Below are 25300 nucleotides of genomic sequence, written 5' to 3'. Positions count from 1 at the left end.
GGCGGGTCGGTCCCGGCTGGCCGACGAGAGTCGGCGGTCGGGCCGACCGGATCGGCCCGACCGCCGGCGTCAAGCGGTTTGGTCGGCCCGCTCAGCCGCCCGTCACGCGGAGACCGGTCAGCTGCAGGACGGGCTCGTCAGCCGCCAACCCGGTCCAGTGACGTCCGTCGGACGAGCCGACGAGCCGGTCGACGCGCTGCGCCCCCGGGCGGGCGACGATCCGCTGCACGCTTACGCGGCGTCCGGTGCCAGCGGCGGCGGCGGTCGCCACGGCGGCCTCAAGGGCGGTCGGGCAGATCGCGGCGGTCGGTGGAAACGGCATCGTCCACAGGTCGGCGGCCGTCCCGGCGGACAGGTCGGCCGAGTGCCCGCCGTCGTGCCCGACCCGCCATCGCGGTCGGCCGATCGCCAGGCCGGACCAGCGCAGCCGAGGTCCACCGGAGCGGGGTGGAGCGTCAGCGGCTGGCGGGAAGGTCGCCGCCAGCGCCGAGGGCTCGGGCGGATCCTCGGCGTACCGCAGGGTGGCCGTGGCCGCCGGTTCGCCACCGTCGCCGAGCACCGCCACGGTCACCGTCCAGCCGTTCGGGGTGTCCGCGCCGACCGCGTGGTTGACGAAGCGGGTTCCCTCCTCCCGTAGCCGCAGCGCGTCGAACTGCACGGACACGTCGCTCAGCTCGACCAGGTGGCGGCGGGGCCAGCCCGGCGGGGCCACCCAGTCGGCCACCGAGCACATCTGCTCGATCAACACGCTGACTGGCAGGGCGGGGACACCGTCCACGGTGAACTCGCCGGCCAGACACGGTTGGTCCCCGGCCCGGTGGGTGACCGCGCTGCGGAGCTGGGCGAACGGCTCGAACAGTTCGACCTCACCCAGGAAGTGGGCCAGCGAGTGCAGGCGTGGCAGGTCGGGGTGACCGGTGAACCGCCAGAATCCGCGCAACATCGAGGGAACCAGGGCGACCCCGATCCGGCCGATGAACATCACTTCGCTGGTCGTGCCCGCCCGCATCTCGTCGGTCCAGCGCCGGACGCCGTCGTCCGGCGCGATGGTGGAGACGTACCGGACGGCGTTGTCGTAGTTGGTGATCACCCCCAGCCGTTCCCAGGTCGGCCAGCACAGCGTCTGTGCCGGTAGGCCGTGGGTGCGGTGCGCCCAGAAGCCCAGCCGGGCGAGGGCTTCGTTACCCGCGGCGTAGTCGATCTGTCCGACCATGCCGCCCAGCCGCCCGGCGAGTGACCCGACGTTGCAGAACATCTTCAGCGTCGCGCGCCGGCCGTCGTCGGCGAGCACCTGGTTGACCAGGTTGGCGAAGCCGGTGACCTTGACGTCGACGGTGTCGACGACCTCTTCCGGCCGTTTCTCGGCCAGCCTTTTGGGCAGGTCGATGCCCGCGTTGTGGACGATCACCGTCGGCGCGCCGACGGTGTCGAACAGGGCCGCGACCTGGGCCTCGTCGGCGCAGTCGCACGCCCGGTAGGTGATTCGGAGACCGGCGTCGCGGGCGGCGGTGACATTGTGGTGCACCGCGCGCAGCTCCGCCTGTCGCCGCAACACCTCCCGCACCTCGCGCAGTCCCGTCGCCGAGGTCGCCGCCGCGACCTCGGCGCGCCGGTATTCCTCGAAGGCGGCGTCGTCGAGGGCGAGCCAGGGCTCGTCGATGGACATGGCACTGCGTCCGGTGACCACCACGTGGCAACCAAACTCCCTGGCCAGATGCTCGGCGAGCGCGAAACCCACGCCCCGTGCGCCGCCGGAGATCAGGACCAGGTCGTCGGCGCCGAGGTCGAGCCGGGGTTCGGGTGCGTCCTGCCGGCGTGCCTCCAGCACGTAACGCTCGTCGCCGGCGTAGCCGACCTCGAACTGGTCCCACGAGCCGAGTTCGGCGTGCACCACGTCCGCGATGCGGACCGCGTCCGGCCGGTCGAAATCCACCACCTTGATCGCCAGGTTGGGCAGCTCCCGGACCAGGCCCTTGGCGAGCCCCGCCCAGATGCCGCCCAACGGTTGTTCGATCGGGGCGTCGTCGTACCCCATCTTGCCGCCCATGACCGTGACCACGAGGTACCAGCAGCCGTTGGCCAACGGCTGGGCCGCCCAGTCCGGATAGCGGTGCGCGAGCATCCGGACGCTGCGGTCCAGCGCGGAGCGCCAGTCGCCGTCACCGGGGGAGTACCGGGCGCCAGCCACGTTGAGGTCGACGACGCCGCCCCAGGCCGCCGGGGCCGGCTCGACACCGGGAGCGGCCACGTCGACCGCGAGACCTCGCGCCCGTAACCGTGCGGCGACGCCCTCCGCCAGCGCCACGTCGTTTCCGACGACCAGCAGCGGTCCCACGTCGGCGACCCGGGCGGTGACCGGCCGAGCCGCCGGGACCGGTGTCCACACGAACCGTTCGACGGGCCGGACGAACGATTCGGTGGTGAACGAGACCAGGTGCGGCCGCAGGGCGGGAGCACCCGGTGGGGACACCGTGGCAACGGTCACGACCGCTCCTCAAGGTACGCCGGCATGCCGTCGGTCGGGAACAGGGTGATGTACGTGCCCGGCCGGATGTCGTGACGCACCAGGCGGAGCCGGAACCGTTGACTGATCATCGCCACCGCGAGGACGCAGGTCGCCAGTGCCAGGGCCTTGCCGATACACATCCGTCGTCCGCCACCGAACGGGAGGTACGCGTACCGGTGTCGGCTCGTGGCGGCGGTGCGGAACCGGGCGGGGTCGAAGGCGTTCGGATCGGTCCAGAGCTCGGCGGAGCGATGGGTGCCGTAAACGCTCATCAGGAGCGTGGTGCCGCCCGGCACGAACCGCCCCGCGACCGTGTCGTCGGCTATCGAGTCGCGGGGGAACTGCCACACCGGCGGGTAGAGCCGGAGCGCTTCGTCGACGGCGGCGGCGACGGCGGGCAGCCGGTCCACGTCGTCGATGGTCGGTGGGTTACCGGCCAGCACCCGGTCTACCTCTTCCTCGACCACCCGCCGCTCGCCGGGATGTCTGGCCAACTCGTACAGGGTCCAGATCATCGCCTGCCCGGTGGTGTCCGAGCCGGCCAGGAGCAGCGTTCGCAGACTGTCGGCGACGCCCTGGTCGGACAGGTCGGATCCGAGCAGTCGACCGGCGGGGTCGTCGCCGGTGTCACCGGTGCGTCCCCGTGACGTGACGGCGTTCCGCACGATCGCGTCGATCTTCTGATGGGCCCACCGGCGCTCCCGGTGGTATCGGGTCGGCAGCGCCTTGGGCAGAAGCTCGTTGATCCCGAAGACCGTCTTCGTGTACATCACCTTGGACGCGATCGCGGCGGCCTCGGAGTAGCCCGTCTCCGGCTTCGAGAGATCCCGACCGACCACGGCCGTGCCGATCACCCGGGCCGAGATGCTCATGACGTCGTCCGCGATGTCGACCGGTTCCCCTCGGTGGGCCAGTTCGGCCCAGCGGTCCAGCACGGCGCTGGTCGCGGTGATCGTCTCGACGGCGTCGTCGCGGGTCCGCTGCGGGGTGAACGCCGGCTGCACGACCCGTCGGTGCGTCTTCCACTCGGCGGTGTCGAGGGTGAGCAGGCCACGACCCATGTACGGGGCGAATCCCCGGTACAGCTTGCCCCGTACGTAGTTGTCGGGGTTGGTACGCAGCACCCGCTCGATGGCGTCGGGCTCGGTGACCTGGATGAATGGCACCGGCAGCTTGACGCCCACCATCGGGCCGTACCGCCGCTGGGCGTCGAGCGTGTACCCGAGCGGATCGCGGAAGTAGGGCCGCACGTCGCCGATGAGGGGCAGCCCCTTCGGGCCGTGCGGCACCGGGCACACGTTGCCCCGCTGCCCGCTGACCGGGCACGCCGCCGGTGGGCTGGTCGTATTCTCCGACTGCTGTTCGATGGACACTGGCCTGCTCCTGTCCTTGTGCGGTGCTCAGGGCCGAGTCGCTGGGGCGGGAAACATCTCGTCGAACGTCTTGCGGTCGACGATCTCGCCGGTGGACTGGTCGAGGTAGCCGACGATCGCGCCGATGATGTCCTTGACCTGGAGTAGCACCTCACCATCGCGGGACACCGCGATGGCGCGATTGTCGGGGTTCGGGTCTTCGAGATCGAGATCGACCGGGGTCACGTACAACTCCACGTCTTCGCCGCGGGCAGCCAGGCTGGCGTCCGTGTGACCGCCGTACAGGTCGATGCGCCGGACGTGCCGGGGGATCGCCACAGGCGTCCAACGGCCGTGCGCACGTTCCAACACGGCCACTCGGACCAGCCCGTCGAGCAGGACGGACGGCACCAGCAGGTCGGGGAACCAGCGGTGGATGCCGGCGGTGTCCAGGGCCAGCCGTCCGCGGCGACCCAGCGGGTGCACCCGGGTGTCCCTCGTGGAGCGGAACACCTCGCGCAGCAGCACCGGTGAGCCCGACGCGTGGTAGGGGTCGATCAACGCCTCGCTGCCGTGTTCGTCCCAGTGTGTCCAGCGCGGCCCGGGCGTCGGCCGGTCGCGCAGCCGCACCACGACGGAGAAGTGCAGCCGGTCGCGTACCAGGACCCGTCCGCCTGGCCCGAGCACGTCGCCGGAGATCCGCACCTGCACCACCGACTCGGTGTCGTCGCTGTGCAACAGTCGCGCGGTCAGCCGCTTCGTCCTGCTTCGGCCGTCCCGGTAGACCCGCAGGAAGGACTCCAACCGGAGATCCTCGAAGACGACCGGCACTCGGTCGGGCACCAGCATCACGGCCACCTCGGCGGCCAGTTCTGGTACGAACGTGCCGGGCAGGGTGGGGAACTCGAGCACCTGGTGGTGCTCCAGGTAGCCGTCGCGATCGAGATCGAAGGTGCGTACGGCGGTCAGCGACGTCGCGTCCCGGTGTACGACGTCGTCGATGAACGGTAGCCGCCGCTCGGCCCGGGGTGCCGGTCCCGCCAGCGGCACCGCGGGCTGCGGTGGTTTGGCGGACCGGGGCGCTGCGGCGGAACGGGATGGTGCGGCGGGCACCTGCCGTGTCGTGGGCTCGGGTGGTGCCGCGGCGCAGAAGTCGAGCAGACCGGGGAGCACCGTGGAGAGCGCGCCCGCCTCGCGGTCACCGAACAGGACGGTCGCGGCCGGCGGCCTCGGACACGCGAGTTCGGCCAGGAAGTGCGCCACGCCCTCCTCGGTCGGGGTGGCCGTGAACCAGCCGGACCGACTGAGGAATTCCTGCATCACAGTGCTGGCGCCCAGGCCGGTGTCGCGCCACAGCGTCCAGCCGATGGTGTGCTCGGTCGAGCCGTCGTCACGGGCGGCGGCTGCCGTGTTGAGAAAGTCGTTGGCGGAGGCGTAGTCGGTCTCGCCCCGGGTACCGCTGAAGCCCACGAACGATCCGAAGTTGCACCACCGGGCCGGTGGCCGCTCCCGCAGGGCGTCGGCCAGGTTGAGGTAGGTGCGGACCTTCAGGTCACGCACCGTGCGGAAGTCGGCCAGGCTCTTGGAGCGTAGGTCGGAGGCGCGGTTGATGCCGGCGATGTTGATCAGCAGGTCGATGTCGCCCTGTTCGGCCAGGACCGCACCGATGGTCTCCCGCACCGCCGCGGTGTCGCGCAGGTCGCAGCGCAGGTACTGGACCCGGCCGGGTCCGCAGTGCAGGGCGAGTTCGGTCAGCGTACGGCGCATGTGGGCCGCGTCGCGTAGCCGGTCGAACCGCGCGTTGGCCGCCGCGACCGATACCCGGTCCGGGCCGGTGACCTGTTCCCGGATGTACCGGCTGCGCTGCTGCGGGTCGTCGAAATCCAGCACCGGATCGTCGTCCGCCGGCGGCGCGGAGCTGCCCAGGAGCACGATCCGTGGCGCGTAGCGCCGGGCCAGGGCGAGCAGGATCGGCGCGCCGATTCCTCGCGCACCACCCGCCGCCACCACCAGCGACGAAACGTCCAGCGGTGGCGGCGCCGCATCGGGCTCGTCCACCTGCTCCGGACGGGCTCGCGGGGTCGTCCGACGGCCGTCGACGTGGTACACGCACGGCAACAGCTGCTCGGCACCGAGTTCTGCCACCGAGGTGGCGAGCATGGCCGATGCCGGCCCCGCTGCGTGGACGGTGGCGACCACCAGCGCACCGGGACAGTCCAGCGCCAGGCTCTTCGTCAGCCCGGTGAACAGCCCGGTGAACGGCCGCGGCGTGCCGTCGGCGGTGACCCCGTCGAGTACGGTGACCAGATAGCTGCCGCCGTCGACCAGCCGGTCGGCGCTCTCCTGCGCTGCCAGGAACGCCCACTCGTGCAGCCGGAGCAGATCCCCGGACCGGGTCGACCAGCCTGCGACGTGCAGCTCCGGGTCCCGGGTGTCCACGATCACGCGTACGTGCCGGGGTGGCGCCCCGACTGGTGCCCGCGCCTCGGGCCAGTCCGCCGGTGACAGGTGGCGCACTCCGCCGGACGTGCGTACCTCGACCGTGTCGTCCGAGACGACCAGGACGGTACCGTCGGCCGGCAGCGAGAATTCCGCGGCGGCGGCGGTCGTGTTGGTCAGCACCAGCACACCCGCCGGCAGCAGTTCCGGCACCGGCCGTATCGCCCGGTAGGGCAGCTCAGCCAGTTCCAGGACGTGCCGGCGCAGCAGCTGTTCGGTCGGTGCGTCGGTCGCGGCCGGCCCGGGCCGGCGCAGCCGCAGCGCCCGTACCGGGCCGGCGGCATCGGCGCGTACCGCCACGGTGCCGTACTCGACGCGGCCGGACAGCATCGCGGCGAGCCCGGCGGCGCCGCTCGCCCCGGCCAGTTTCGTGCCGAGCCCGCTCATCGGGTCACCTCCGCTACGGACAACTGGTCCAACTCGGCGAGGATGGGCAGCCCCTCGGCCTCGGCCACCGACCGCCGGGTCAACGCGAACAGGAACGCGCCCTCGGCCAGTTCGCCCTCCGAGGCGAACACGGCCCGCCACGATGCCAGGGTGTTGCCGTTCACCCCGGCGACCAGCGCCAGGTCGAGGTCGCCGAAGCGCAGGTAGTGGGCGGCGACCTCGAACGCGTCCGCCAGCGAGGCACCGCCGCCGTCCACGGTGATGTTGAGGCCGCGCAGATCGAAGTAGTTGCAGAGCCGGGCCGCGATGACGTTGGGCATCTCGCCCGGGAAGGAGTCCTCGGTCGGCGCGGCGATCCGCCCGGTGACGTCCTGCCGGAGCTGCTTGAGCAGCCGGGCCAGCGCCTCCGGATCGCGGGCCTCCGTACCGACGCGGTCCAGCTCGTCGAGGTAGCAGCGCAGCGCGAGCAGGACCGCGTTGCGGGTCGGACCCGCGTGCGCGACCACCACCCCGGTCCGCTCGCGGCGACGCTCGCAGGCCTGGCGTACCTGCCCGTCGAGGCGCTGCATGCACTCGACCAGCATCAGTTGGGTCCGGTCGGTGGCCCTCGCCGCCGGCGGCGGCATCTGAAGCTTCGGGAACGGCGGATGGGGATAGACCGGACCGAAGGTGTGCGGGGCACCGGCACGGCCGACGGAGCAGTCCGCGACCGCTTCGGTGTCGTCCACTCCGGGCAGGTGTCCCGACCAGCCGACCAGCACCAGCGGATCGGTGTGCGGCTCGCCGTAGCCGTAGGCGCCGTTCACGTCCGGGCGGTACTCGCTGACCAGCAGATGGGCGTTGGTGCCGCCGAATCCGAAAGCGGAGACCGCCGCGGTGCGACACCGGTCCGGCAGGGGCGGCCAGGCGACCGGCTCGCTGGGTACGGCGAGGTTGGAGGTATCCACTCCGAACGACTCGGGGGTGCCGGTGAACCGGTACTGGGCGGGTATCACCCCGTGCCGCAGGGCCAGCAGCGCGTGGATGACCGACACCACGCCGGCTGCCCAGCCGGTGTGCCCGATCAGCGACTTGTTCGACGTCACCTGGATCGGCGCGTCGCCCGCGTAGGCGGCCCGCAGAGACAGGAACTCCGCTTCGTCGCCGGCCGGGGTGCCCGTCGCGTGCGCGATGACCATGCCCACGTCGCCGGGGCGGACCGTCGAACGGGTCAGCGCGCGGTTCACCGCCAACTCCTGCCCGCTGCTGGACGGCGCGTAGATCGCCTTACCCTTACCGTCGGCGGAAAGCCCGGAGCCGGCCAGGATGCCGTGGATCTCATCGCCGTCGGCGAGCGCCCGGGAGAGCCGCTTGAGCGTCACCACACCGGCACCGTCGGAGAAGAGCACCCCGTCGGCGGCACGGTCGAGCGCGCGTACCGCCCCGGTCTTGGACAGGCCACCGAGCTTGGCGAAGAGCACCGAACCACTCGGCATGAGCGCGAACGAGCCGCCGCAGAGCGCGATGTCCGCATCCCCCGTGAGCAGGTCGCGGATACCCAGATCGATCGAGTACAGCGAGGACGAGCAGGCGGTGTCCACCATCGTCACCCGAGCGTCGTCCGGCAGGATTCCGGCCACCGCGGCGCGCCCGACCTGGTGCGGCAGGGCCACCGGCCGGTCCGGGGACTGGTGCGGCAGCACCCGGTCGAGCAGGGTGCGCAGGTCGTCGCGTACCCCGGGCTCGTCCGCCGCGGTTCCAGCCATCGCGAGAAACTCCTGGCTCGCCAGCGCCTCGAACAGGTGCTGGCTGCCGTCCGGCGTGTACCCGACCCAGACGCCGTACCGGTCGCCGGGGCGCCGGGTGACGCCGTCGAGAGCTTGGTGGACGCAGTGCCGCAGCCACCGGATCGTGAAGTCCGTGGTGTCGTCGTCGACGATCGACTCGCCGGCCATCGCCGGGTGTGCTCGCAGGTCGGTGATGAACCCCGACCTGCGCTGGTAGGTCTTGTCCGGCGCGGTCGGGTCCGGGTGGTGGAAGCCGTCCATCCACCAGCGCTCCGGAGGCACCTCGACGAACAGTTCGGCACCCTCGTTGAGCAGCGACCAGAACCCGTCGGGGTCGGACGCGCCGGGCACCGCGAGCCCCATCCCGACGACGACCACCGGGTCGTACGTGGCGTCGGGACCGGTTGGTGCGGGGGTGGCATCGCTCGTCGCCTCGGGAAGCGTGACACCCGCTTCCTCGGGAAGCGTGACAGCGGTCGACGGGGCGGGGGCCGGCGGGGCCGCGTCGGGTGACAGCGCCCGATGATGCAGGCTCAGCCCGCCGTCGGCCAACACCGTCTGCCCGGTGATCCAGCCGGCCTCGGGCGACGCGAGCAGCAGGACCACGCCGGCCAGATCCTCTGGCGTGGCGAGTCGCCGCATCGGCGTGGCGTCCACCAGATTGTCCCGCAGCGAGGGAAAGCCGGGAAAGCGGCGGCCGACGTCGTTCTCGATCAGGCCGGCCGACGCGGTGTTCACCCGGATGTCGTCCGCCGCGAACTCGGCCGCCAGATACCGCGTCAGGCTCTCCAGGGCCGCCTTGGACACCCCGACGGACAGATAGTTGGCCGGGGCGTGCGTGGCGCCCATGGACGAGACGTTGACGATGCATGCCCCCGGGGTGGCGGCAAGTAGCCGACGGGCGGTGCGTGAGCACCACAGCGGTCCCTTGACGTTGATGTCGAAAGCGCGGTCCAGGTGCTCGTCGGTGATGTCGTCGATCGTGGCGAAGGTCCCGGTGGCGGCATTGTTCACCAGCACGTCGAGCCGGCCGTACTCGTCGCGCACCTGGTCGAACATCTGCTCGAGCTGCGCCGGTCGGGCCACTGACGCGCGCAGCGGCTTCGCCCGTCCACCCGCTGCGACCACCTCAGCGGCCAGGTCCTTCGCCGCTGGCCAGGAATGGAAGCAGTTGATCAGGACGGTGGCACCGGTCGCCGCGAAACCTCGGACGATCTCCCGGCCGACGCTGCCGGCCCCGCCGGTGACCAGGACCACCCGTCCGCCCGTCATCGGACCTGCCCGCTCGCGAGGTTCCCGTGCACGAGGTCGACCACGTTGCCGAAGGTGCGGTACTCGCCGATGCGCATCCCCTCGGGGCGCATACCCAGCGCGAACGTCTGGCCGATGCGGTTGAGCAGTTCGGTCTGCTTGACCGAGTCCACACCGAGGTCCGCCTCCAGTTGCGCGGCGTCCTCGAAGACCTCCTCCGGGTATTCGAGAGCCTGGGCGTACATGGCGCGCAGTTGCGCGGCGATCTCGGACCGGGGTAGCGCCGACCGACCGGCCGCTTCCCGTACCTCCGGGGTCGCCGCGGCAGGCGTGGGGGCTGGCGGAGCGGGCGGCGCAGCGATCGGCGCAGCGGGCGCAGTGGTCGGCGCAGCGGGCGCAGTGGTCGGCGCAGCGGGCGTCGCGGTCGGCGGGACGAGCGTAGCGCGCACGGTGGCGGCCGGCGGGACGGCGACGGTCGACGACGGTACGAGGAAGGCAGCGGCCTCCGCGATGGTCGTCGCGGTCTCGGTCACCGGCGTCAACACCGTGACGTCGGGGTGGAGCGAACGGACCACGTTGGTCAGCGCCCGACCCGCGCCGAGTTCCACCCAGACCCGAGCGCCCGCCCGGTACAGTCGGCCAACGGTGCCGGCAAAGTCCACGGGCAGCACAAGGTGCGCGGAGAGCATCGCGGCCAGGTCGTCGTCCGCCCGGTAGAACCGGCCCAGGATCGGGGAGAAGACCGGGGTGTGCATGGGCGCGGCACGCAGCCCCGTGAGCCGCTCCGCGAGCGCCTGTCGGGCGGTCGTCAACATGGTGTGATGAAACGGGTACGCCGAGAGCAGCGGTGTGGCCGGCACTCCGATCGCGGCGGCGATCGCCTTGACCCGGCGCAGCGCGTCGGCGGACCCGGAGACCACCACCTGTTCCGGCCCGTTGTCGGACGCGATCACCGGGCCGGCGTGGTCGAGTAGCGCGAGCACGGCGTCCATCCGGTTCCGGCCGCAACCGACAGCGACGAGCCCGCCTTCGGCCGTGGCGTGCTCCCGCAGTACGGCGATCCGGTGGCAGAGCACGGACGCGCCCTGCTCGACGCTGAGGGCACCTCCGGCAACCAGCGCGGCGATCTCGCCCATGCTGTGGCCGATCAGCGCGCCGAACGCGCCACCACGGCGGCGTAGCGCGTCGTGTGTCGCGACGGTGCTGGTGAAGATCGCGAGCTGCATGGTGTCGGGCGAGTCGGCGAACAGCTGTTGGGTGCTCGGCGGCTCACCAGCGCGCAGGCCGGCGATCGGTTGGTGGCCGAGCATGGCCGAGCTGACCCGATCGACCTGCTCGACGAGCTCTTCCAACTCCCGGTCGGCACCAATAAAGTCCAGGCAGCCGGGGAAGTAGGCACCCTGTCCGGGGAAAACACCGACAGCAATCTCTGGTTGATCGAACATCAGATCTCCTCCGCTATCCCCTCGTGTGGTGTCACCGACGCTGAAGCGCCGCCACCGGCCGGAGGTCTGGCGAGCCGGCCTTGTCCTCCTGTCCTCCGCTCCTCGGCCGTGCCGAGGCCCGCTCCCGACCCCTCGGTCGATACACAGGGGACGGTCGGCCGGTGGGAAACACGTTAGGTCGTCGACTGGGATGCGCGTTAGGTCATCGACCGGGATACATCAGGTCCGCGACCTCTCGCCGGCGGCCGTAGCCCAACGACGAAGGAGTCGAGTGCCCACCCCGGACGGGTACTTTCTCGCCCTGCACGAGCCGTACTCGGCGCCGACGCACCCGGTGCCGATCAACGCCACCATCGTGCACAGCAGGAGAATCGCGCCGATCTTGCAGTTCCTGTCGCCAATTTAAGCGGTAATGCACCCTAATGTCGGGGCAGGAAGTGCAAGATCGCGATGCAGGATCGGTTGACGAACGGTCATTCCGCCTGACGCAACGACGTGCTGTGGTTGACAGGTCGGGTGGTGGTGATCGGGTGGGCCAGCAGGCGGTGGACCTCGCCGGGGGTGAGCGGAATGAGGCCGTCATCGGATCTGGCACCCCCTGTTTGGGCGGCAGGGCCGCTCGCCGTGCGGGGTCATCAAAGCTATTCATCCTGGTAACTTGCTGCGCTATGCGGAGCACCACCCTTTTGATGGCGGCGTGTCTGGCCACCATCGTCGTGGTTGCCCCCGAGGGGGCGCAGGCGGCGAGCACCGGCCCGGGTGCCACGTCGTCTGTCATGGAGCACTTCAACGATGCCGAGTTCGGCACTGTGCCCGCCGGCTGGGGTACCGATACGTCCGGCGGGACCGTCGGGGTCGCCGCCCTCCCAGACGCGGTGGACCGCAGCCTCCGGCTGACGAAGACTGCGACTGACGCAGCTTCGTCGACGATTGTGGAGCGGCGGACGGCGGCCGGTCTCACCGGCGTCGTCGAGGCGGAGGCACGCGTCCGCGTCGACTCGGCGGTAGGTGCGTTCAACGTGCTCTACGTGGCCAGCCGGACCGGCGTGCCGGTGGCGAGCATCGGCATCCGCGCCGGGCGCTACTACAACGCCGGCCCGGATCAGACGCTCGCGGCCGCGTCGCACGGCTGGCACGTCGTGCGTGTCGAGCTGCGCACCGACGACCAGACCTTCGACCTGTACGTCGATGGTGCCAAACTGCTCGACGCCGCGCCGTTCCGCACTCCGGCCGCCGATGTCGGCCGGCTCACGTTCGGCCTCGGTCCCGGCGCCACCAACCTCGGCACGATGTGGGTCGACAACGTGAGCCTGCGAAGGGTGCCCGAGGACACCGCGGCGTACCAGGCCAAGGACCTGTTCGACGACGTGCCGGTGGGTGCTGTGGCGCCGGGCTACGTGGTTGCCGGTGGCGGGGGCACCGTCGGTGCGCAGCCCGTCCCGAGCGACGCCGACCGCAGCCTGCGCATCACCAAGACCACCAGCACTCGGGAGCTGACCGCCACCCGGGCGTTGAGGACACCGCAGACGGGCGTGGTGATGGTGCAGGCCAACCTGCGGACGGAGTCGACGACCGGTGTCAAGATGGCGCTATACATCCGCAGTTCCACTGGCAGGATCTCGGCCTCGCTACAGTTCAGCAACTCGGTCCTGCAGTACGTATCCGGTGGGGTCAGCCATGTCTTGCTCTCCGGTGTGCAGCCCGGCGAGTGGTACACGGTCCGCCTCGTGCTCGACGTTCCGGGCCGAAAGTTCGTGGCCTACGCAGACGGCCGGCGCTTTCCGGCGGTCAGCACCACGGCAGGACCCACCCACTTCCCGTTCCGCGACCCGGCCGCGGCCGATGTGGCGCAACTCGTCCTCGGCGTCGGCGCCGGCCAGGTCGGCACCGTGTACGCCGACAAGGTTCTCGCGTATCCGGTTCCCGACCAGGCACCGACCGGGCCGGTTGTGGACGTGCGCTCGTTCGGCGCGACCGGGAACGGCACCACCGACGACACCGCAGCGGTCCAGGCGGCGGTGAACGCGACTCCCACCGGCGGCTCGGTCCTGCTCAGCGGCGGTGTGTTCCGCACCGGGACGATCATGTTGAAGTCCGACATGACGTTCTTCGTGGCACCCGATGCCATGCTGCTGGGCACCTGGGAGGACGCTGCCTACCCTCCCGTTGCGAGGATCGCCCCGAGCCGCCCTTTCGTCGGCGGTGTGCTCACCAAGGCGCTGCTCTTCTCCCACCGGGCAAACAATCTGACCATCGAGGGCGGCGGAGTCATCCACGGCAACGGCACGAATCCCGCCTGGGCCGGCGACCAGCCCGTGCCCGCCGAAAACCACCGTCCGGCCGGCATGTTCCTCACCTCCGGCAGTAATGTCACCATCCGTGACGTCTACCTGAAGGACGCCGCTTTCTGGGGCATTGTGCCCGCCGAAATCGACGGCCTGACCATCACCGACGTCGCGGTCGACAGCAACATCGACGGGAACCGTGACGGCATCGACGTCGTCGACGGTCACGACGTCCTCATCGAAAGGGTGGACGTCTACAGCGATGACGACTCGATCTGCTTCAAGAGTCACTTCTCGACCAGCCAGCGCGTCTCCAGCCGCGGAGTCGTCGGGGCCGTCGTCCGGCTGTCGAGCGTGTCCGCCTCCGGACGGGCGAACGGCGTCAAGTTCGGCACCGCCAGCGACGGCGCCTTCGCCGACATCACGGTCGAGGACGTCCTAGTCAAACGACCGCGCAACGCGGGAATCGTCGTCACCGAGGTTGGCGGCGGGACGGTCACCAGTGCCCGGTTCCGGCGTGTCACGATCGACCAGACGCAGCGGGCGATCTTCGTGCTGATCGGGCGCCGAACTGGATCACCCGACCCGCGGTGGATCAGCGGCCTGCGCTTCGAGGACATCACCGCTACCCGCATCGCTGATGCGGCACCCAACCATCTTGCGACGGGAGCCGTGCTCTCGGGTACCACGGAGAGCACGGGCGCCACGTACGGGATGTACGACATCCTCCTGAGCAATGTGAAAGTCAACGTCACCGTCGGCGGATCGGTCGCTGCGCAGACTCCGAACGAGTACCACGGCGACTATCCCGAGAGCACCCGCTGGCCCTACCTTGCGGCGTACGGCTTCTTCATCCGACACGCAGACGGGGTGATCCTGCGGGACAGCTCGGCGACGCTTGCGAGTCCCGGAGCCCGGCCGATGACAGCCACTGTCGACGTGCGTACGTATGCGACGGGCTGATACTGCAACGGCGTTTGCCGGCACGGCCACCGCCCGGAGTGACACCGGCGCCGTCTTCGCCACCCGGCGCGAGGCGGTCACCGTGCGGGAGTTCCGGGAGATGGTGTCGCGCCTGTCGCGCGACGACGACGGTGCTGTCGGCCGCGTCCCGCCGGAACCGTTCACGCGCTGAACCCACGGCGCAGAGCGTGGTCCGCGGCGCGCGACCCCGATGTCTCTGGTCGGGAAATTCCTCTACGCAATGAATGTGCGACCGTAAAAATAGCCCCTGTTGATCGTCTTTAGGCGCAAATCCGCCGCTGCGCCAGGGGGATGATTGGACGATTTTCGTCATCCCTCGTCTGACTACCCGCTGGCCCTTCGGGTCGACTCTAGTCAATGATCTTCCGCGCCAGGCATTGAGTCATATGCTCGTTCCATCGTGAAGTCCTGGGGGGGATCATGATCAATGTGGCCGGCCGCCGCGTGTCCATCTCGTGTGGAGCGATGTGCGCGTCCTAAGATGGAAGATTCGACGCTGATCCATCGCTTCGGCGATGCCACTACCGCCCGGCCCAACCATCCCGCCGTGCTCGGTGACACCGGCCCGCTCGACTACGCCGGCCTGGCCGGCCTGGCCGGCGGCCACGCCGAGCTGCTGGCCCGGGCCGGCGTTCATCCCGGCGACCGGGTCGGACTGTTGACCACACACGGCACCGGCACCATCGCCGCGATGCTGGGCACCCTCGCCGCCGGCGCCGCCTACGTGCCGCTCGACCCGGGCTTCCCGGAGCAGCGACTGCGTCAGCTCGTCGACGGCGCCGACGTCACCGTGCTGCTCAGCGGGGGCGAGCACACCGAGCTGGCCCACCGGCTCGCCACCGACCGGCCCGGCACGCGGGTCGTCCCCGCCGTCGACGTGCGGCCGGCGCCGCTGCGGCCGGTATCGGTGGACCCGGACGCTCTCGCGTACGTGCTGTTCACCTCCGGCTCCACCGGCCGGCCCAAGGCGGTCGGGCAGACCCACCGCAACCTGCTGCACGTGGTGGACAACCAGATCGCCACCCTCGACCTGCGGCCGGACGACCGGCTCAGCCTGCTCGCCTCGTTCAGCTTCGACGCGGCCATCCCCGACCTCTACCCGGCGTTGCTCACCGGCGCCGCCGTCGTCCCGGTCGACCTGCGCCGCCACGGGCTGGCGTACGCCGTCGAGCAACTGGCCCGGCACGGCGTCACCGTCTACCACTCCACCCCGACGGTCTTCCGGTACCTGCTGGACACTCCCGGCGTCGACCGGCTCGACCGGGTCCGGGTGGTGCTGCTCGGTGGCGAACAGGCCAGCTACGCCGACGCCGCCCGCGCCCAGGGTCACTTCGCCCCGGGTTGCGTGCTCGTCAACGGCTACGGTGCCACCGAGATGACCTTCGCGGCTCGGTCCGCGTTGCCGTTGGCCGACGTCGACCGTACGGCCACCGGGCCGCTGCCGATCGGCACCGCCCTGCCCGGGTACGCCCTGCGGCTGACCCCGGACGGCGAGATCGTGGTGCGCGGCCGGCACCTCGCCCCCGGTTACCTCGACCAGGCCAGCGACCGGTTCGGGCTGGACCCCGACGGGGTGCCGGCGTACCGCACCGGCGATCTCGGCGAGCTGCTGCCCACCGGCGACCTGCGCTGCCTCGGCCGCCTCGACCGGCAGGTCAAGGTGCGCGGGTTCCGCGTCGAGCTGACCGAGATCGAGTCGGTGCTCGCCGCCGAGCCGAGCGTCGCCGAGGTGCGTGCCGTCGCCCGTGACGGCGAGTTGCTGGCGTACGTCCGGTCAACCGGGAGACCGGTGGACCCGGCCGCGCTGCGGGCCGCCCTGGCCCGGCAACTACCCGAGTACGCGCTGCCCCGCGCCGTCGTGCCGGTCGCCGAGTTTCCGCTGACCGTCAGCGGAAAGATCGACGAACGGGCGCTGCCGGCGCCGGCCCGGGCCGTGCTGGCCGAGGATCGACCGGCCAACCCGACCGAGCGGATCGTGCACGACATCTGGTGCACCGTGCTCGGCCGGGACGCTGTCGGCCGCACCGACAGCTTCTTCGACGTCGGCGGGCAGTCCCTGCTGCTCGGCCAGGTGCAGCAGCGACTGACCGAACGGTTCGGGGTCCGGCTGCCGCTGCTGCGGCTCTTCGAGCATCCGACGGTCGCCGCCCAGGCTCTACTGGTCGACCCGCCGCCGGCCGCCGACCTGCCGGCCCCGCCCGTCGCGACCGCCTCGGCGTCCACCGCGTCGCCGTCCACCGCGTCGCCGTCCACCGCGTCGCCGTCCACCGGCGGTGCGTACTCCTCGTCGGTCGGCGTCCGCGAGTACACCGGCGAGGAGATCGCCGTGGTCGGTCTCGCCGGCCGGTTCCCGGCAGCGGTGGACGTGGCCACCTTCTGGTGGAACCTGTGCGCCGGCGTGGACGCCATCCACGACCACAGCGACGAGGAGTTGGCGGCGCTGGGCGTCGGCCCCGGGCTGCGCGCCGACCCCCGGCACGTCAAGGCCACCGGGCGGCTCGACGGCATCGCCGACTTCGACGCGGAGTTCTTCTCCTTCGGCGACCAGGAGGCCGCCCGTACCGACCCGCAGCACCGGCTGTTCCTGGAGACCGCGTGGGAGGCGCTGGAGGACGCCGGCCACGACCCGACCCGGTTCCCCGGCCTCGTCGGCGTGTACGGCGCCACCTCCGTCAACCGTTACTTCCTCTTTCACCTGATGGACAACCCGGCCGTGATCGGTGACGTCGATCCGGACGACTGGGAGGCCCGCCTGATCGGCCGCCAGCTCACCGACCACCTGCCCGGCCAGGTGGCGTACCGGCTGGGGTTGACCGGGCCGGCGGTGGCCGTGCAGAGCGCCTGCTCCAGCTCGCTGGTCGCGGTCTGCCTGGCCGCGCAGAGCCTGGCCGACTACCAGTGCGACATCGCTCTGGCCGGTGGCGTGAGCGTTACCTGGCCCCGGCACCGGCACACCCCCGGTGGCCTGGCCTCACCGGACGGTCGCTGCCGGGCCTTCGACGAGGCCGCCCAGGGCGCCGGCTTCGGCTCCGGCGTCGGGGTGGTGGCGCTGCGTCGGCTCGCCGACGCGCAGGCTGACGGGGACCGCGTCCTCGCGATCCTGCCCGGCTGGGCGGTCACCAACGATGGTGCCGACCGAGCCGGCTACGCCGTCCCCGGTCCGGCCGGGCAGGCCGCCGCGGTGACCGGCGCGCTCGCCGCCGCCGAGGTCGCCCCGGGCGAGGTCCGTTTCATCGAGGCACACGGCAGCGGTACGCCGCTCGGGGACGCCATCGAGGTGGCCGCGCTGCACGAGGTGTACGGGGGCGCCGCCCCCGCCGAGACCTGCGCGCTCGGCTCGGTGAAGACCACCATCGGTCACCTCGACGCCGCGGCCGGCATCGCCGGGCTGATCAAGGCGGTGCTTGCCGTACAGCACGGGGTCATCCCGCCGAACCTGCACTTCACCCGTCCGCACCCGGAGATCGACCTGGCCGCCGGTCCGTTCTACGTACCGACGAAGGCGCGGGACTGGCCCGACGTGCCGCGCCGGGTGGCCGGGGTCAGCTCGTTCGGGCTCGGCGGCACCAACGCGCACGTCGTGGTGGAGCAACCACCCGCGGTCGAGCCGGTCGACACCGGGTCGGCCAGCGCGCACCTGCTGCCGGTGTCGGCGCGTACCCCCGCGGCTCTGCGGGCGGCCCTGACCCGGCTGCGGCGGCACCTGGCGGGCACCGCGCCCACGCTGGCCGAGGTCGCCGCGACGCTGGCGCTGGGCCGACGGGAGTTCGGCTGCCGAGCCGCGGTGGTCGCCACCACCCCGGCCGACGCGGTCGCCGCGCTCGACGCGTTACTGGCCACGGACACCCGAGTGGTCGGTCCGGCCGGCCCGCTGCGCGACCTGGCCGCCGGTTGGGTGACCGGCCGGTCCCTGGACTGGACGGCCCTGCACCCGGCCGACGGCGTCCGACGAACCTCGCTGCCCACCTACCCCTTCCAGCGGCAGCGGTACTGGATCGAACCTCCTCAGAAAGGTGTTCGGTGAACTGGTTCCTCTCCGCCGGCAGCCGCGATCCGGCACCGGTGCAATTGTTCTGCCTGCCCTATGCCGGCGCCGGAGCCGGCGCGTTCCGCAACTTTCCGGGCCGATTCGGTCCGGACGTCGAGGTGCTGCCGGTGCAGCTCCCCGGCCGGGAAAACCGGATCAGCGAGGACCCCCGGTTCCGGGTGGTCGACGTGGCGAGCGCCATCGCCGGGCGGGCCACCGGGCCCTACGCCATCTACGGCCACTCGATGGGCGGCCGGCTCGGCTTCGAGGTGGTCCGCGAGCTGCGCCGCGCCGGGCGTCCACTGCCGCTGCGGCTCTACGTCGGCGGCGCCCGCGCACCGCACGTCACCGCGCCCACCATCTTCGACGGGCTGTCCCAGGTGGACGACGACGAGCTGCTGCGCCGGCTGCGGACCGGCGGCGGCCTGCCCGCCGGCGTGCTGGAGCACCCCGAGCTGGTCGACCTGCTGCTGCCGCTGCTGCGCGCCGACTTCGAGCGGGTGGACACCTACCGGTACCGGCCCGAGGAGCCGCTGCCGGTGCCGATCATCGCGTTCACCGGCCGGCGCGACCCGGCGGTGACCCGGGAGCAGAGCGCGGCCTGGCGGGAGCACACCGCCGCCGGCTTCACCCTGCACGAGCTGGACGGCGGGCACTTCTTCCTGCACGACGCGTTGCCCGAGCTGGCCGACGTGATCCGCGCCGACCTGACCGCGGCGCTCACCGCCGAACCGCCGGCCGCCGCGCCGAGGGCGGCCGCCGCCGCGCACCGGGTCCCGCTGGGCGACACCGGCTGGTCGGTGTGGCGCGACGCCGTCCTGCGCAGCACCGGCTTTCCGGCCGACGGGCTGACCCTGCTGTCCGCGCCGCACGCCGCTGCGGCGGCCGACGAGCTGCTGACCACCGGCACCGGTGCCGACGTTTTCGACAAGGAGTTCGCCGAGGCGCTGTCCACCGCCACCCGGCGGATCACCGAGTTGGCCGCCGACCCGCTGCTACGCGAGGCGATCACCTGGCAGAACCGGGGGGTGCTGCCCACCCTGGACGGGCTGGTCGGTGGTGGCCCCAACGCTCCCCGCAACACCCGTAGGCGTGAGCGCGAACGGGCCGTCATCAGGTACTGGCAGCGCTACTGCGGCAAGAACGAGACCGTCGGTTTCTTCGGCCCGAGCTGCTGGGTCACCCTCGACCCGGGGCTGCCGGTCGCCGCCGAGGTCCGGCCGGGCGCGGCGCTGACCCGTGACCGCTGGGTGTGGTTCGAGTCCTGGGCGCTGACCGTGTACGCGCAGCGGATCGCTGAGGACCTGGCCGTCCGCCGCTGGTGGGCACCCCAGCTCGCCCCGCACCTGAGCCTCGCCGGCCGGGAGGTGCGCCGGCCGGGTCGACCCCCGGTGCCCCTGTCGCCGGTCGAGGCGGCACTGCTCGGTGCCGCCGACGGCCACCGCCCCGCCCACGAGCTGGTCACCGACCCGGCCGTCGGTCTGCGTCGGCCGGAGGACGGGTACGCGCTGCTCGACCGGCTGGTGCAGCGGGACCTGGCCACCTGGGACGCCGCGCTGCCGGTGAGCCCGGCCGCCGAGGAGGTGCTGCGGCAGCGGATCAGGCAGGTCGGCGACGCCCCCGCGCGGGCCGTCGCCCAGGCCGGCTTCGATCGGCTGTGCGCCGCCCGGGACGCGGTCGCCGCCGCGGCCGGCGATCCGGACCGGCTGCACGCCGCGCTGAACGCGCTCGACGAGACGTTCACCGACCTGACCGGGCAGCCGGCGCAGCGCCGGGCCGGGCAGATGTACGCCGGTCGGACGCTCTGCTACGAGGACACCAGCCGTGACCTGGACGTGGTCTTCGGCGCACCGCTGCTGGACGGGATCGCCGCCCCGCTCGCCGTGCTGCTGCGGGCCGCCCGCTGGCTGGCCGGCGCCTTGGAGGAGGCGTACGCGGTGGTGTTCCGGGAGCTGTACGACGAGCTGCGCGCCGAGGCCGGCGACGCCCCGGTGGCCCTGTCCGACCTGTGGTTTCTGGTCCAGGGCATGTTCTGGGGCAGCGGGCCGCGCCCGGTCGACGCGGTGGCCGGCGACTTCGCGGCCCGTTGGGCGGGGCTGTTCGGGCTGGCCGACCTGCCGCCGGGCAGCACCGACGTGCGGCTGGACGTGGCGGACCTGGTCGCCCGGGTCGACGAGATCTTCCCCGTTCTCCGGCCAAACTGGTCGAACTCCCGGCTGCACAGCCCCGACCTACAGATCTGTGCGGCCGACGCCGGCGCGCTGGCCCGCGGCGACTACACCGTGGTCCTCGGCGAACTGCACGCCGCCTGGCCGTCGTTCGACTGTGCGGTGCTCACCGCCGCGCATCCGGACGTGGAGCGGCTGCGCGACGCCCTGGCGGCCGACCTCGGCCCGAACCGGATCCGGCTGCTCTATCCCACCGACTGGCCGCGCCGCACCAGTCGGGTCGCCGAGTCGCTGATCGGCCCCACCGAGCGGCAGGTGGCCTTCGCGTCCGCGCCCAACGCCGACCCGGACCGGGTGCTGCCCACGGTGGCGCTGACCGTGCGGGACGAGGACGGCCGACTGACGGTCGTGGCCCCCGACGGGCAGCGCTGGCTCCTGACCGAGGTCTGCGCCGGGCTGCTCAGCCTGCACGCCGTGGACGGGTTCAAGCTGGTCGCGGCCGCCCCGTACACCCCGAGGATCACGCTGGACCGGCTCGTGGTGGCCCGGCAGACCTGGCGGACCACCGTCGGCGCGTGCGACTTCGGCGCGGCGAAGGGTGAGCGGGCCCGCTTCCTGGCCGTACGGGACTGGCGACGCCGGTTGGGTCTGCCCGAGCAGGTGTACGTCAAGCTCGGCACCGAGACCAAGCCCTGCTTCGTCGACCTGAGCAGCCCCGCTTTTGCTGACATGTTCTGCGTGCTGGTCCGGGCGGCCCGGCGTGACGGCGGCGACGACACGACGGTGGTGGTCAGCGAGATGCTGCCCACCGAACAGGACGCCTGGGTGCCCGACGGGGCCGGTCGGCGCTACTTCAGTGAACTGCGACTGCACATCGTGGACGCCGACGAGCCGGAACCGGCCCGATGAGTCGCCTGTTGCCGCTGGGCGGGACGGGCTGGTCGACGCCGCCGCCCGCATCGGGCCGGACAGCGCGGTCGTGGTCACCGAGCTTCTACCGGTACCGGGCGACAGCTGGGTGACCGACGCGCAGGGCCGCGGCCACGTCAGTGAGCTGCGCCTGCAGATGACCGATCCGAACAGCTATCCCGGGGGGAACGGGTGACCGACCTACTGTCCAGCAACGCCGTACGGGGCGAGGCCCTGCCCTGGCCGGACGCGACGATCGCCGAGCTGGTGGTCGCGCAGGCCGCCCGTACGCCGGACGCGACGGCGGTGCGCCAATGGGACAGCCGGCTCAGCTATGCCGCGCTGCTGTCCCAGGCCGCCGGGGTGGCTGCCGCGCTGCGCGCCCGCGGTGTCGGCCGGCAGAGTCGGGTGGGAGTGTGCGGCAGCCGCCGGCCGGAGCTGGTGGCGACCGTGCTGGGGGTGTTGCTGGCCGGCGGTTGCTACCTGCCGCTGGAGCCGGGCGGCCCGCGCCGGCGGCTTCGCGGGATCGCCGCCGACGCGGGCATTTCCCTGGTGGTCGGCGACGCCGCCGAGACCGAGTTCGGGGATGCCCCTGGCATCGAGGCGGTTGGGTTGCCCGGCCCGGCCCCACTCGCGCCCTGCCCGGCCCGGCCCGGCGACCCGGCGTACCTGCTGTTCACCTCGGGCTCCACGGGTCGGCCCAAGGGTGTGCTCACCAGCCACCGCAACGTGGTGGAGTTCGTCACGGGCGTGGCCGCGTTGAGCGGTGCCGACGCCGGCGTGCGCAGCCTCGGCCTGGCGTCGCTCGGGTTCGACGCGGCCACCATCGACCTGTTCGTGCCGCTGCTGCTCGGCGGGACGGTGCAGCTCCTCGGCGCATCGGATCGCGCCGACCCGGTCCGGCTGGCCCGGTTCATCATCGAGCACGAGGTCAACTGGGGTTTCATCACGCCCACCGTGCTGGCCATGTTGGACCCGGCCGAGCTGAGCGGTTGGCGTACGGTGCTCTGCGGCGGCGAGGCGGTGCCGGCCGCGCTGGCCGCCCGCTGGGCGCCCGGCCGCCGCCTTCTCAACGCGTACGGCCCCACCGAGACGACGGTGCTGGCGGTCAGCGGCCCGTTGAGCGCCACCGAGGTCGACCCGGTACCGATCGGCCGGCCGATGCCCAACCACCGGGCGTACGTGGTGGACGCGGTGCTGGACCCGGTGCCGCCGGGCGAGACCGGTGAGCTGTTGATCGGCGGGCCCGGGCTGGCCGACGGCTACCTGGGCCGGCCGGCGCTGACCGCCGAGCGGTTCGTTCCGGACCCGTTCTCCGGGCTGCCCGGCGAGCGGTTGTACCGCACCGGCGACCTGGTGCGGCAGGACCCGGAGGGGCGGATCGTCTACCTGGGCCGGGCCGACCGGCAGGTGAAGATCCGTGGGCAGCGCATCGAGCTGGGCGAGGTGGAGGCGGTGCTCGCCGACCTGCCGGGGGTGACCGGGGTGGCCGTCGAGGCGGTGCCCGGTCCGGCCGGCACCGAGCTGGTCGCGTTCCTCACTCCGGCGGATGCCCCCGACGACGCGCGGCTGCGCGCGTACGCCGGGAGTCGGTTGACCACGGCGATGCTGCCGGCCCGGGTGCTGCGCAGCGCGGCCCTGCCGATCAGCCCGATCAGCGGCAAGCTGGACCGCCTCGCGCTGCGCGCGCTGGCCGCGGCCCGCACCGCCTTATCCGCCGACACCGTCGCTCCGGAGGTGCCCGGTGGTCCCCTCGCGGCGGCCGCGGCCGGCATCTGGACCCGGCTGCTCGGCGCGGCACCCGGGCCGGCGACCGACTTCCTCGCCGCCGGTGGCAACTCCATCGCGGCGATGCGCCTGGTCGCCGCGCTGCGCGCCGAGCTGGGCCGGCAGCTCGACACCCGCGAGGTGTTCACCGCGCGCACCTTCGGCCGGCTCGCCGAACGGGTGGCCGCCGCACCCGTCGGCGACGACCGACTGAGCACCGGCAACCCGCCCACTCTCTCCCCACCGCAACGCCGGCTCTGGTTCGTCGACCAGCTCGCGCCGTCCAGCGCGCCGTACAACATCGCGGTGGCGCACCGGCTGCTCGGTCCGCTGGACATCGCGGCCCTCGGCGCGGCACTGCGGACCGTCGCCGAGCGGCACGACGTGCTGCGCTGGCGCATCCCGCAGACCGCCGGGGTGCCCTACGCGGTCTGCGCCGAGCCGACCGACGTGGCGGTGCCGGTGGTCGACCTGACCGGCAGCGCCGAGCCGGAGGCGGAGCTGGCCCAGATGCTCGCGGCCGGTGCCGCGCACCCGTTCGACCTGGCCACCGGGCCAGCCTGGCAGGTGACCGTCTACCGGCTCGGCCCGGCCGAGCACGTGCTGGCCGTCACCTGGCACCACGCCGTCTTCGACGGCTGGTCGGAGCGAATCTGCTACGACGACCTCGCCGCCGGGTACGCCCAGGCGGTGGCCGGCACGGCGCCCACACTGCCGGCGCTGCCGGCCCGCTACGCCGACTACGCGGTGTGGCGTGCCGAGCGCGACCGGCTCCGGGGCGGGCCCGACCTGGCCTGGTGGACGGGGCACCTGGACGGCGTGCCGACCGTGCTGGACCTGCCCCGGGACCGGCCGCGGCCGGCGGTGCAGACGTACGCCGGGGCGGAGGCGGCGGTCCGGCTGCCCGCCGACACCGACCGCGCGGTCCGCGAGCTGGCCGAGCGTCGCGGCACCACGGTCGCCGCGGTGCTGCTGGCGGCCTTCGGTGAGCTGATCGCGCGGCTCACCGGTGGCGACGACCACGTGCTCGGGGCGATCGTCGCCGACCGGCGGTTGGCCGCCTTCGACGACGTCATCGGCTTCTTCATCGACACGGTGCCGGTGCGGGTCCGCACCGGCGGGGTGAGCTTCGCCGAGCTGGTCGACCGCTGTGCCGGGGAGTTGCACGAGGTCACCGCCCACCCGGGGGCCCCACTGGAACGCATCGTCGAGGCGCTCGGCGTCGGCCGGGACACCGCCCGCGCGCCGCTGGTGCAGGTGCTGTTCAACGTGCTCAACTTCGCGCCGCCCACGCTGACGTTGACCGGGTTGGCCGCCGAGCCGGTGGCGGTGCCCAAGCCGGGCTCGCCGTTCGACATCACCGTCTACGTGGTGCAGCACGGCGGCCGTACGGGCGTCGAGGTGGTCTACAACCCGGACCTGTTCGACGCCGGGCGCGTCGACGACCTGCTCGCCGACCTGGCCGAGCTGGTGGGCGCGCTGGCCGCGGCGGCGGACACGCCGGCCCGCGAGGTCGCCAGCGCGCTGCCCCGACCCACCGTGCGGGTGCCGCAGCTCGGCGCGATGACGGTCGCCGGCGGTGACCCGGTCGGCCTCCCACCCGCGCTGACGCCTGTCGGCCCGGACGGGCTCACCGAGACCGAGGAGCTGATCGCCGGGATCTGGCGGGAGGTGCTGGAGCACGACCGGGTCGGGGTGACCGACAACTTCTTCGACATCGGCGGGCACTCGCTGGCGCTCGCCGCCGTGCACGCCCGGCTGACCGCCGCGACCGGCCGGTCCATCCGCATGCTCGACCTGTTCCGTCACCCCACCGTCCGAGCGCTCGCCGCCAGCCTCGACGGTGCCGCCGACCGGCCGGAGCTGGCCCGGGCCGCCCTGCGGGCCGCCGCACGCCGCGGCCGTACCCGTCGTAACCCACCTCGCCGCCCCGGCGGCTCCGCGTGACGAAGGA

10 protein-coding genes are annotated in these 25300 nt (G+C 72.5%); 5 read left to right on the top strand and 5 right to left on the bottom strand.

Annotated elements, in window-relative coordinates; all coding sequences use genetic code 11:
• Positions 1-91 precede the first annotated feature (91 nt).
• Genes ACFYPM_RS11455 through ACFYPM_RS11435 form a run of 5 tightly spaced genes read right to left on the bottom strand, consistent with a single transcriptional unit; the run spans position 92 to position 11206 of the window.
• Positions 92-2485, bottom strand: a complete 2394-nt coding sequence (locus ACFYPM_RS11455) for an SDR family NAD(P)-dependent oxidoreductase (protein WP_387194277.1) — start codon at positions 2483-2485, stop codon at positions 92-94.
• A complete protein-coding gene (locus tag ACFYPM_RS11450; protein WP_387194274.1) occupies positions 2482-3879 on the bottom strand; it encodes a cytochrome P450 in 1398 nt (465 codons plus the stop codon). The genes ACFYPM_RS11455 and ACFYPM_RS11450 overlap by 4 nt, the downstream gene beginning before the upstream one ends.
• 27 nt (positions 3880-3906) lie before the next feature.
• Positions 3907-6744 (bottom strand): SDR family NAD(P)-dependent oxidoreductase, encoded by a 2838-nt coding sequence (locus ACFYPM_RS11445; RefSeq protein ID WP_387194271.1) that lies wholly within the window; start codon positions 6742-6744, stop codon positions 3907-3909.
• Complete coding sequence (locus tag ACFYPM_RS11440; protein WP_387194268.1) at positions 6741-9782, bottom strand: SDR family oxidoreductase; 3042 nt, start codon at positions 9780-9782, stop codon at positions 6741-6743. The genes ACFYPM_RS11445 and ACFYPM_RS11440 overlap by 4 nt, the downstream gene beginning before the upstream one ends.
• Positions 9779-11206, bottom strand: a complete 1428-nt coding sequence (locus ACFYPM_RS11435; protein ID WP_387194265.1) for an acyltransferase domain-containing protein — start codon at positions 11204-11206, stop codon at positions 9779-9781. The genes ACFYPM_RS11440 and ACFYPM_RS11435 overlap by 4 nt, the downstream gene beginning before the upstream one ends.
• 271 nt (positions 11207-11477) lie before the next feature.
• On the opposite strand from ACFYPM_RS11435, the gene ACFYPM_RS11430 reads away from it, so the two are divergent.
• The 5 genes from ACFYPM_RS11430 to ACFYPM_RS11410 all read left to right on the top strand — a co-directional run bounded on the left by ACFYPM_RS11430 (position 11478) and on the right by ACFYPM_RS11410 (position 25293).
• The gene (locus tag ACFYPM_RS11430) at positions 11478-11612 is read left to right on the top strand and encodes a hypothetical protein (RefSeq protein WP_387194262.1); all 135 of its coding nucleotides are present in this window, start codon (positions 11478-11480) and stop codon (positions 11610-11612) included.
• Positions 11613-11628: 16 nt separating this feature from the next.
• The gene (locus tag ACFYPM_RS11425; RefSeq protein WP_387194259.1) at positions 11629-14454 is read left to right on the top strand and encodes a glycoside hydrolase family 28 protein; all 2826 of its coding nucleotides are present in this window, start codon (positions 11629-11631) and stop codon (positions 14452-14454) included.
• A gap of 502 nt (positions 14455-14956) precedes the next feature.
• The gene (locus ACFYPM_RS11420) at positions 14957-18499 is read left to right on the top strand and encodes an AMP-binding protein (RefSeq protein ID WP_387194255.1); all 3543 of its coding nucleotides are present in this window, start codon (positions 14957-14959) and stop codon (positions 18497-18499) included.
• The gene (locus tag ACFYPM_RS11415) at positions 18496-21579 is read left to right on the top strand and encodes a thioesterase domain-containing protein (protein ID WP_387194253.1); all 3084 of its coding nucleotides are present in this window, start codon (positions 18496-18498) and stop codon (positions 21577-21579) included. Before ACFYPM_RS11420 ends, ACFYPM_RS11415 begins: the two co-directional genes overlap by 4 nt.
• Positions 21580-21771: 192 nt before the next feature.
• Positions 21772-25293 carry an amino acid adenylation domain-containing protein gene (locus ACFYPM_RS11410; RefSeq protein WP_387194250.1) on the top strand — a complete coding sequence of 1174 codons (3522 nt, stop codon included), beginning with the start codon at positions 21772-21774 and terminating at the stop codon, positions 25291-25293.
• The last annotated feature ends 7 nt before the right edge of the window (positions 25294-25300 follow it).

Source organism: Micromonospora sp. NPDC005203 (genome assembly GCF_042872705.1).
Classification (GTDB): domain Bacteria; phylum Actinomycetota; class Actinomycetes; order Mycobacteriales; family Micromonosporaceae; genus Micromonospora.
The sequence above is the reverse complement of the archived record's forward strand: the minus strand, read 5'-3'. Positions and strand labels throughout refer to the sequence as shown.